General features: G+C 70.4%; 9 protein-coding genes. 3 read left to right on the top strand and 6 right to left on the bottom strand.

The features are described 5' to 3' along the window. Positions 1 to 21 precede the first annotated feature (21 nt). The gene (locus ABZ646_RS31810; RefSeq protein WP_360526482.1) at positions 22 to 807 is read right to left on the bottom strand and encodes a glucose 1-dehydrogenase; all 786 of its coding nucleotides are present in this window, start codon (positions 805 to 807) and stop codon (positions 22 to 24) included. A gap of 86 nt (positions 808 to 893) precedes the next feature. Here ABZ646_RS31810 and ABZ646_RS31805 point away from each other — a divergent pair, with 86 nt between their 5' ends. Continuing rightward, positions 894 to 1,778, top strand: a complete 885-nt coding sequence (locus ABZ646_RS31805; protein ID WP_360526479.1) for a helix-turn-helix transcriptional regulator — start codon at positions 894 to 896, stop codon at positions 1,776 to 1,778. Positions 1,779 to 1,891: 113 nt separating this feature from the next. Here ABZ646_RS31805 and ABZ646_RS31800 read toward each other — a convergent pair whose 3' ends face one another. The 4 genes from ABZ646_RS31800 to ABZ646_RS31785 all read right to left on the bottom strand — a co-directional run bounded on the left by ABZ646_RS31800 (position 1,892) and on the right by ABZ646_RS31785 (position 7,073). After that, positions 1,892 to 3,556, bottom strand: coding sequence for a glycoside hydrolase family 13 protein (locus ABZ646_RS31800; protein ID WP_360526476.1), 1,665 nt, complete (start codon positions 3,554 to 3,556; stop codon positions 1,892 to 1,894). 217 nt (positions 3,557 to 3,773) lie between these two features. Then, positions 3,774 to 4,682, bottom strand: a complete 909-nt coding sequence (locus ABZ646_RS31795) for a carbohydrate ABC transporter permease (RefSeq protein WP_360526473.1) — start codon at positions 4,680 to 4,682, stop codon at positions 3,774 to 3,776. Between the two features lie 13 nt (positions 4,683 to 4,695). Continuing rightward, entirely contained in the window at positions 4,696 to 5,700 is a 1,005-nt protein-coding gene (locus ABZ646_RS31790) for a sugar ABC transporter permease (RefSeq protein WP_360526470.1), read from the bottom strand. 98 nt (positions 5,701 to 5,798) lie between these two features. Continuing rightward, the gene (locus tag ABZ646_RS31785; RefSeq protein WP_360526467.1) at positions 5,799 to 7,073 is read right to left on the bottom strand and encodes an extracellular solute-binding protein; all 1,275 of its coding nucleotides are present in this window, start codon (positions 7,071 to 7,073) and stop codon (positions 5,799 to 5,801) included. 333 nt (positions 7,074 to 7,406) lie between these two features. On the opposite strand from ABZ646_RS31785, the gene ABZ646_RS31780 reads away from it, so the two are divergent. After that, a complete protein-coding gene (locus tag ABZ646_RS31780) occupies positions 7,407 to 8,444 on the top strand; it encodes a LacI family DNA-binding transcriptional regulator (RefSeq protein ID WP_360526464.1) in 1,038 nt (345 codons plus the stop codon). 108 nt (positions 8,445 to 8,552) lie between these two features. Then, a complete protein-coding gene (locus ABZ646_RS31775) occupies positions 8,553 to 9,494 on the top strand; it encodes a phosphatase PAP2 family protein (RefSeq protein ID WP_360526461.1) in 942 nt (313 codons plus the stop codon). Positions 9,495 to 9,611: 117 nt separating this feature from the next. On the opposite strand, the gene ABZ646_RS31770 is transcribed toward ABZ646_RS31775, so the two are convergent. Further along, positions 9,612 to 9,833 (bottom strand): amidohydrolase family protein (locus ABZ646_RS31770; RefSeq protein WP_360526458.1); only part of this gene is annotated, 222 nt, incomplete at its 5' end.

Here is a 9,833-nt window from a genome sequence, read left to right as displayed (position 1 = left end):
GTTTCTCCCGGTGGCGGTCCCTCATGCGCCCGCTCCCCCGTCCACCTGGAGGATCGCGCCGTTCACGAAGGAGGCGCGGTCGCTCAGGAGCCAGGCGGCCGCCTCGGCGACCTCGGCGGGGTCGGCCATGCGGCCCAGGGGGCTGGTGGCCTCGATGCGGGCGATGACGCCGGGGGTGGCCGCGTCCCAGTCGCGGACCATCTCGGTGAGGGTGCCGCCGGGGGCGACGGCGTTGACGCGGATGCCCTCGGGCCCGTAGGTGGCGGCGGCCGACTCGGTGAGGCTGTTGACGGCGCGCTTGAGGGCGCCGTAGACGGGCAGGACGGGGTTGGCACGCAGGCTGCCGACGGAGGAGTTGTTGACGATGGCACCGGTGCCCGCGGTGGCCCGGATGGCGGCCACCTGGGCGGTCATGGCCAGCCAGACGCCCTTCAGGTTCACCGCGGTGACCTGGTCGAAGTCGGCCTCCGGGAGTCCGTCCAGGGGGCCGGGCGGCTGCCCGACGGCGCCGTTGTTGAAGGCGATGTCGAGGCGGCCGTGGACCTCCACCGTCCGGTCGACGGCGGCGCGGACGCTCCGCGCGTCCGCCAGGTCGCACACCGTGTACTCGGCGGTGCCGCCCGCCGCCCTGATCTCCTCCGTGACCGTCTTCAACTGCTCTTCGGTGCGGGCCGCGAGCAGGACCCGGGCGCCCTCCGCGGCGAAGAGCCGGGCCGCCGCCGCGCCGATGCCGCGTCCCGCGCCGCTGATGAAGGCGACCTTGCCGGCCAGCAGGCCCGTGGTGACTGGGGTGACTGTGTTCTCCATGACCACGAGCCTGCGGCCGGGCGCCGGGCGCATCCAGGCACCGGCAGTACCTGGATGGCGCATGGCGGGCGGCGCACACTGAGGGCGTGGACAGAAAAGAACTGGCCGCGTTCCTGCGCAACCGGCGGGAGCGGATCTCCCCCGCCGAGGTCGGGCTGCCCCGTGGCCCGCGGCGCCGGACGCCGGGGCTGCGGCGCGAGGAGGTGGCGCAGCTGGCGTTCATCTCGACCGAGTACTACACGCGGCTGGAGCAGGCTCGCGGGCCTCGGCCGTCGCGGGAGGTGCTGGGCGGGCTGACGCGGGCCCTGCGGTTGTCGGACGCCGAGCGCGCCCACCTCCACCATCTCGCCGGGGCCCCGCCGGGGCCGCCGCCCGGCCCCTCGCGCGAGGTCCGGCAGAGCCTGCTCGACCTGCTGCGGCGGCTGCCGCAGGCCGCGGCCTTCGTGACGTCCGCGACCTTCGAGGTGCTCGCCTGGAACGACCTGGCGGCCGCCCTCATGGAGGACTTCTCCGCCCTGCCTCCGCGGGAACGCAACCTCGTGCGCCGCGCCTTCCTCGGCCCGCGCCTGAAGGGCAGCGGGCCGCACGCGGGCGACAGGCTGTACGGGGTGTCGGACGTGGACACCTTCGCAAGGCTCTCGGCACAGCGGCTGCGGGCCGCCGCCGCCCGCTACCCCGACTCGCCCGAGGTGACCGGGCTGGTGTCCGAACTCCTCGCCGAGAGTGAGGAGTTCAGGCGGCTGTGGGAGTCCCACGACGTGTCCGCGGAGCCCACCCTGTGCAAGACCTTCCGGCATCCGGTGGTCGGTTCGGTCACCGTCAACTGCGACGCCCTGGACATCACCGACCGCGACCAGCAGGTCGTGATCTACACCGCCACCCCGGGGTCACGCTCCGAGGAGGCGCTGCGGCTGCTGTCGGTGATCGGGACCCAGCGGATGGATCCTCAGCAGGCCGACTTCCCTGCGTAGCTCGCCGGCGCGGTGTGGGCGGCCAGAAAGCGATCGCGTCGGCGCGGGCCCGCCACCCGGTTGGGCGGCGGGCCCTCAGAAGGTGCCACGCTACAGCCGGGCGTGACGGCCCGTCAGGCGGTCGTCCACCACACGGTCGTGTCGGCCGGCACCTTCGCCTCGCCGTCGGCCTCGGTCAGCTCGCCGCTGGCGAGCAGCACCCTGCCGTACGCCGGGACGGTGACGGACTCCCCGCCGGTGTTCGCCACGCACACGAACTCCCCGCGCCGGAAGGCGAGCACGCCCTCGGGCGCGCGCAGCCACTCCACCGCGTCGCCCGCGCCCAGGTCGGGCTGGGCGCGGCGGACGGCCAGCGCGCTGCGGTACAGCTCCAGCGTCGAACCGGCCACCCCCGTCTGCGCCGCCACGCTCAGCTCGCCCCAGCCCGCGGGCTGCGGCAGCCAGCTGCCGCCGGATCCGAAGCCGTACGACGACCCGTCCCGCGTCCACGGGATCGGCACCCGGCAGCCGTCGCGGAACCCGTCCTGGCCCGCGCCCCGGAAGTACGCGGGGTCCTGGCGGACCTCGTCGGGCAGATCCACGACGTCGGGCAGGCCGAGTTCCTCGCCCTGGTAGACGTAGGCCGAACCGGGCAGCGCCAGCATCAGCAGGGTGGCCGCCCGCGCCCGGCGCAGACCCAGCTCGCGGTCGCCGGCCAGCCGGATCTGGGTGCCCAGTCCCGGCGGGTTGGCGAAGCGGGTGGCGTGCCGGGTGACGTCGTGGTTGGAGAGGACCCAGGTGGCGGGGGCGCCGACCGGGCGCATCGCCTCCAGGGTGCGGTCGATGACCTTGCGGAGCTCGGCGGCGTCCCATTCGGTGCTCAGGTACTGGAAGTTGAAGGCCTGGTGCAGCTCGTCCGGACGGACGTAGTGTGCGGTGCGCTCGACGGTCGGGGTCCACGCCTCGGCGACGAAGATCCGCTCGCCCGCGTATTCGTCGAGGACGTGCCGCCACTGCCGGTAGACGTCGTGCACGCCGTCCTGGTCGAAGAACGGCATGACATCGTTGCCCAGCAGCTTCAGCTGGTCGGCGCCGCCGAGGTCCGGGAGGCCCTCCGCCTTCACCAGACCGTGGGCGACGTCGATCCGGAAGCCGTCCACGCCCATGTCCAGCCAGAAACGCAGGATGGAGCGGAACTCGTCGCCGACGGCCGGGTGCTCCCAGTTGAAGTCGGGCTGCTCGGGGGCGAAGAGGTGCAGGTACCACTCGCCGTCCGCGACCCGGGTCCAGGCGGGGCCGCCGAAGATGGACTCCCAGTCGTTGGGCGGGAGTTCGCCGTTCGCGCCCTTGCCGGGACGGAAGTGGTAGCGGTCCCGCGACGGCGAGCCGGGGCCCTCCGCCAACGCCCGCTTGAACCACTCGTGCTGGTCCGAGGAGTGGTTGGGCACGAGGTCGACGATGATCCTGAGGCCCAGCTCGTGGGCGTCCCGGATCAGCGCGTCCGCGTCGAGCAGGTTGCCGAACATCGGGTCGACGGCCCGGTAGTCGGCGACGTCGTAACCGGCGTCGGCCTGCGGGGAGGCGTAGAAGGGGCTGAGCCACACCGCGTCGATGCCGAGGTCACGCAGGTACGGGAGTCTGGAACGCACGCCCGCCAGGTCCCCCATCCCGTCGCCGTTGCTGTCGGCGAAGCTGCGCGGGTAGACCTGGTAGATCACCGCGTCCCGCCACCAGTCACGGCGTCGGGCGAGGGTGGTGGTGGTCGGGGCCGGGTCGGCGGCGGAATGCTGCTGGCTCATGGCGTCCTTGAGGCGTCGTAACAGGGTCATCGGGTCAGAGATGGGTGGGGTGTCGAGGCGGCCGTGGTCACAGCGGGGTCGGATGGAGACCACGGCCGCCACCCCGCGCCCCGAAGGGGCGCTGGGGGCACCCCCGGCCGAAGGCTGGGGGAGGAACTGCGCGACCAGCCACAACGGCGCCGCAGACGAGCGACGGCCTTCGCGGCTCAGCCGACGGTCACCCCTTGGTGCCGCCGGCGGTGAGCCCGGTCACCAGGTTCTTCTGCACGAGGTAGAAGAACACGGCCACCGGTATCGCGATCAGCACCGCGGTCGCCGTCATCAGGTTCCGCTGCGCGTCGTGCTCACTGATGAAGCTCTGCAGCCCCACCGCGAAGGTGTACTTGTCGTCGCTCAGCATGAACGTGGAGGCGAAGGCGACCTCGCCGAACGCGGTGAGGAAGTTGTAGAACGCGGCGACCGCGAGCCCGGGCTTGGCCAGCGGCAGGATCAGCCGGGCGAACGTGCCGAACGGCGAGAGCCCGTCGACGCGGCCGGCCTCGTCGATCTCGAAGGGGATCGTGTCGAAGTAGCCCTTGAGCAGCCAGGCCGTGTACGGCACGACGGTGGTGCAGTAGACGAGGATCAGTCCGAGGTAGCTGTCGATGAGGCCGAGGTCGGACAGGATCTGGTACATCGGCACGATGAGGACGGCGATCGGGAACATCTGCGTGACCAGCAGCAGCCACATGAACTTCCGGTAGCCGGGGAAGCGCATCCGGGAGACCGCGTAGCCGGTGGTCGAGGCGAGGATGAGCCCGATGACCGTGGTGCCGCCGACGACGACCATCGTCGTCTTGAACCAGTTCCAGAAGCCGGTGTGCTGGAGGACGAAGGAGTAGTTGCTCAGCGTCATCTTGTGCCAGATGCCGCTCGGGTGCAGGTAGTCGTCCTTGTCCGGGCCGAGGGAGAGGAAGATCAGCCAGCCGACCGGGAAGAACGCGACCAGGCTGGCGACTCCCAGGATGCCGTGGGTGACGGCGGTGCCGAGCGGGCCGCGCTCGCCGCGGCCGCGGACGCGGCGGGTGCCGGCCACGGGGGTCTCCTCTGCGACCTGGGCGGAGGTCTGGACAGTGGTCGTACTCATGAGAACTCCTGCCTCAGATCGCGAGCTGCTGGTCGTTGCGGTTGAGCCAGCGGCGGTAGAAGGAGGTGAAGACGATCAGGACGGCCAGCAGCAGCATGCCGTAGGCGGCGGACTGGGCGAAGTCGCGTGGCTGCTGTCCGAAGCCGAGGTAGTAGGCCCAGGTGACCAGGATCTGCGCGTCGGGGGCGGTGTCGCCGAAGAGCAGGAAGATGACGGCGAACTGGTTGAACGTCCAGATGATGCCGAGCAGGACGACCGTGGAGCTGACGGACCTCAGGCCCGGCAGGGTGACGTACCGGAAGCGCTGCCAGGCGCTCGCGCCGTCCATCTCGGCGGCCTCGTACAGCGTGCCGTCGATGGCCTGGAGGCCGCCGAGCAGCGAGAGCATCATGAACGGCACACCGCACCAGGTGTTGACGAGGATCGCCGCGGCCCGCTGCCAGAAGGTGTCCTCCAGCCAGGCGGGTTGCGGTAGACGGAGGAAGTGCAGGGCGCTGTTGATGATGCCGCCGTCGGCGAGCATGAACCGCCACCCGAAGACGGTGACGAAGGTCGGTACGGCCCAGGGCAGGACCAGGACCATGCGGTAGAAGGTGCGGCCGCGGAACTTCTCGTTGAGGAGGAGCGCGAGGCCCAGGCCGATCGTGTAGTGCAGGGTGACGCAGAGCGCGGTCCACACGATCGTCCACAGGAAGTGGGACCAGAAGCGGTCGTAGGACGTCGGTCCGAACAGGATGTCCTTGTAGTTGTCCAGGCCGATGAACTTGTAGGTGGCGTCGATGTGGTTGACGCCGATGGTGCGGGCGGTGTTGAGGCTGTTGGCGTCGGTGAGCGTCAGGTAGAAGCCGTACACCAGGGGGTAGACGACGAGTGCCCCGAGCACGACGGCCACGGGGGCGATCATCGCGTAGGCGTACCAGTACTTCTGGTAGCTGTTCTTCAGCCGCTGGCCCAGCCCGGGGCGGGGCGCGCGGTCACCGTGGCGCCGGCCGGTCGCGCGGTCGATGGCGACTGTCATGGGTGACACCTTCTGGTTCTTCCGGGATGGGGCTGGGCACAGGCCGGAGGCCGCCGGAGCGCTCCCCCTGAACAGGGCGCTCCGGCGGCCACGCGGGCCTACTTGCTGAAGTCGGGGACGAGCTTCTCGATCCCGAGTTCGGCGGTGCTCAGGCCCTTGTCCAGGGACTCCTTGCCGCCGGCGACCTTGGTGAGCTCGGTGCCGACCGGGCCCCACAGGGAGGAGTACTCGGCGAGCGCGGGGCGCGGCTGGGCGGAGGAGAGGACGGCCTGGTAGCCGGCGATGCCCGGGTCGGCCTTGACCTCGGCGGTGTAGGCGTCGGCGCGGGTCGGCAGGGTGGAGTTCTTCAGGGCGATCTCCGTCTGGGTCTTCGCGGAGGTCATGAAGGCGACGAACTTCTGGGCCGCTGCCTGGTGGGCCTTGTCGATGCCCGCGTAGATGGACAGGTTGTGGCCGCCGGTCGGGGCGCCCGCCTTGCCGGTGGAGCCGGCCGGGACGGTGGCGATGCCGAGGTTGGACTTGTCGCCGAAGGCGGAGCCCTTGTAGAAGTTGGTGATCTCCCAGGGGCCCTCGATGGTCATGGCGACCTTGCCGTTGACGAAGGCGTCCTGGCGGTGGGCGTAGGCGTCGGCGGTGGTGTCCGCCTTGTGCAGGCCCTTGCCGGAGTAGAGGTCCAGCCAGGTCTGGTAGCCCTTCTTGGCCGCCGCCGAGGTGATGGTGATCTTCTTGGCGGAGGCGTCGACCATGTCGGTGCCCTCGCCGTAGAGGAAGGGCTGCGTGTAGTAGGCCGCCTCGGGGCCCCAGTAACCGGTGGTCCTGGCCTTGTCCTGGATCTTGGCGGCGTCGGCCCTGACCTCGTCCCAGCTGGTGGGGGCCGCGGTGATGCCGGCCTTCTTGAGGAGCGCCTTGTTGTATACGAGCGCGAGGGTGTCGGTGACCAGCGGGACGCCGTAGGTCTTGCCCTCGTACTGGGCCTGGGTGATCAGGCTGGGCTGGAACTTGTCCTTGTCGGCGAGGGCGGCGGTGCCGTCCAGCGGCAGGAAGTAGCCGGCCTTGGCGAAGGCGGGGGTCCAGCCGACCTCGGAGCGCAGCACGTCGGGGGCGCCCTTGCCGGACTGGGCGGCCGTGTCGAACTTGTTCTGCGCCTGGTCGAACTGGACGTCTACGTAGTTGACCTTGATGTCCTTGTTCGCGGCTTCGAACTGCTTGACCAAGGCCTTGTACGTCGGCGACTCGTTGGTGGCGTTGGAGGTGTCCCACCAGGTGATGGTGACCGGGCCGTCCGACTTGCTGTCGCTTCCGCTCCCGCCGCACGCCGTCGCCGTGAGGGCGAGGGACGCCACCAGCGCGGAGGCCGCTATGCCACGCCGCATGAGTTCTCCTTGAGGGTGAAAGCCCGGGCCTTCGCTGCCGCCGGGCGTCAGGGAACGTAACAGCGATGTAAGCCCCGCGAAAGACCTTGCAGCAAAAAAGTGCAAGAGATCTCCGAAGTTATCCGGGCGTGACCTGTCGGCGACCGCCATGAGACGCTTGTTTACGGGGGTGGAGCGGTAAGGCGGCCCCTTGTGCAAGACTCTGCAAGCTCTTGCCATCACGTTTCAGTAGGGAGTGCGATGACGCAGCAGCCCAGGACGGGCCGCCCCCCAGGCCGCATCAGGCGCCCGATCGGTGTGCAAGGGGACATACGGCCGGTACAGTCCAGTGCCGTGACCACACGGCTTGCCGACATCGCAGCGCAGGCGGGGGTGAGCGAGGCGACGGTGAGCCGGGTTCTGAACGGGAAGCCGGGCGTCGCCGCCACCACCCGCCAGTCCGTGCTCGCCGCCCTGGACGTCCTCGGCTACGAGCGTCCGGTACGGCTGCGCCAGCGCAGCGAGGGCCTGGTGGGCCTGATCACCCCCGAGCTGGAGAACCCGATATTCCCGGCCCTGGCCCAGGTCATCGGGCAGGCGCTGACCAGGCAGGGCTACACCCCCGTGCTCGCCACCCAGACCCCGGGCGGGTCCACGGAGGACGAGCTGACCGAGATGCTGGTGGACCGCGGGGTCGCGGGCATCATCTACGTCTCGGGGCTCCACGCGGACACCACCGCCGACATGCAGCGCTACGAGCGGCTGCGGGCGCAGGGCGTGCCGTACGTCCTGGTGGACGGTTTCTCGCCGAAGGTGCAGGCGCCCTTCATCTCCCCCGACGACCGGGCCGCGATGACGCTCGCCGTCACCCACCTCGTCTCCCTGGGCCACACCCGTGTCGGCCTCGCCCTCGGCCCGAAGCGGTTCGTGCCCGTGCAGCGCAAGATCGACGGGTTCGTACGGGCGATGCAGGACCAGTTGGGGCTGGACGCGGGGGCGGTCGAGAGGGATCTCGTCCAGCACTCGCTGTACACCCTGGAAGGCGGTCAGGCGGCCGCCGCGGCGCTGATCGAGCGCTCGTGCACGGCGATCGTCTGCGCCAGCGACATGATGGCCCTCGGAGCGATACGGGCGGTCCGCCAGCGTGGCCTCGACGTCCCCCGGGACGTCTCCGTCGTCGGCTTCGACGACTCCCCGCTGATCGCGTTCACCGACCCGCCGCTCACCACCATCCGCAAGCCGGTCCCGGCGATGGGGCAGGCGGCGGTGCGCACGCTGCTGGAGGAGATCGGCGGTACGCCCGCCCCGCACAGCGAGTTCGTCTTCATGCCGGAACTGGTGGTACGGGGTTCCACGGCGTCGGCTCCGGGGGAGCGCGCCCACCGGGCCTGACCCGGTCTCCGGTACCTGCGCAGTAGTCGCCACGCCGTAGAACATGCGTGGTGCACCCGACCTTGGGATGATCTGTCGAAGACGTCTTTTCTGGCAGACTCTGTGCCTATGAGTGACTCGACCGTGACACAGCCGGAAGGTCGCGAACAACAGCCCCTTCCGCGGACCGTCACGGGCGAGGGCGGACAGGGTCTCCTGAGGAGACTGCGCAGTCCGCGGCGGCCCCGGCTCTGGTTCGAGATCCTGCTGATCGCGGTGAGTTACTGGACCTACTCGCTGATCCGCAACGCGGTACCGGAGCAGAAGGCGCAGGCCCTGCGCAACGCCGACTGGATCTGGCGCACCGAGCACGGGCTGGGCATCGCCGTCGAGGAGTCGGTGAACCATGCCGTGAACTCGGTGACTTGGCTGATCATCGGCATGAACTACTACTACGCGACGTTGCACTTCGTGGTGACGCTGGGGGTGCTGGTGTGGCTCTTCCGCAGCCATCCCGGCCGGTACGCGGCGGCCCGCCTCGCCCTCTTCGCGACGACGGGCGTGGCCCTGCTCGGCTACTACCTGTTCCCGCTCGCCCCGCCACGGCTCATGAACGGCGGCCGCTTCGTCGACACCGTGACGGTCCACCACACCTGGGGTTCGATGGCCTCGGGCGACCTGAAGCACATGTCGAACCAGTACGCCGCGATGCCGTCCATGCACATCGGCTGGTCCCTGTGGTGCGGGCTGACGATCTTCGCCCTGGCGTCGGTGCCCTGGGTGCGGATCCTGGGCCTGCTCTACCCGGCGGCGACCTTGCTGGTGATCGTGTCCACGGCCAACCACTTCTGGCTGGACGCGGTGGGCGGAGCCCTCTGCCTGACCTTCGGCCTCACGTTGTCCCGCACCTGGTACGGAGCGTTTCCCTACAGCCTGCCCAGAAGGCCGGCCGGTACGGCACCGCCGGTATCCGCCGTCGCGGCCGAACGCCGTCCCGGCGGAGAGAAGGGAACCGGCGGGGGGACCGGCGGTCCGCGAACAACCGGGACCCGGAAACAACCGCACGGCTGAAAACAGGGGCTGCAACCCCCACCGGGCCCCTCCGACCGCCGCAACGGCGCTCGGCCGAGACGGCGGTGATCGGCGGTGATCGGCGGTGCCGGAGTCCGTTCGGGCCGCCGGTGTTCCTTACTTTTCTCGGTGCACCACGTGTCCGCCCGTCACCGTCAGGTGTATCGGTGCGTCGGTGAGTTCGTCCGCCGGGGCTGTCAGCGGGTCCAGGGCGAGTGCGGTGAGGTCGGCTCGGTAACCCGGTGCGATGCGGCCCGCGCTGCGCGCCTCCCCGGCCGCGCGCGCCGCGTGGGTCGTGCAGCCCTCCAGGGCCTCCAGGGCCGTCAGCCCCGCCCGTGC

It is taken from the genome of Streptomyces sp. NPDC007162, assembly GCF_040634175.1.
GTDB lineage: Bacteria > Actinomycetota > Actinomycetes > Streptomycetales > Streptomycetaceae > Streptomyces.
Note: the sequence above shows the minus strand (reverse complement) of the source record. Positions and strands in the feature narration are given on the sequence as shown.

Bases quoted from the DNA above. Each gene is read 5' to 3' on its own strand.
- ABZ646_RS31810 (WP_360526482.1), bottom strand. From the start codon at position 807: ATGGAGAACACAGTCACCCCAGTCACCACGGGCCTGCTGGCCGGCAAG.
- ABZ646_RS31775 (WP_360526461.1), top strand. From the start codon at position 8,553: ATGAGTGACTCGACCGTGACACAGCCGGAAGGTCGCGAACAACAGCCC.
- ABZ646_RS31790 (WP_360526470.1), bottom strand. From the start codon at position 5,700: ATGACAGTCGCCATCGACCGCGCGACCGGCCGGCGCCACGGTGACCGC.
- ABZ646_RS31800 (WP_360526476.1), bottom strand. From the start codon at position 3,556: ATGAGCCAGCAGCATTCCGCCGCCGACCCGGCCCCGACCACCACCACC.
- ABZ646_RS31795 (WP_360526473.1), bottom strand. From the start codon at position 4,682: ATGAGTACGACCACTGTCCAGACCTCCGCCCAGGTCGCAGAGGAGACC.
- ABZ646_RS31785 (WP_360526467.1), bottom strand. From the start codon at position 7,073: ATGCGGCGTGGCATAGCGGCCTCCGCGCTGGTGGCGTCCCTCGCCCTC.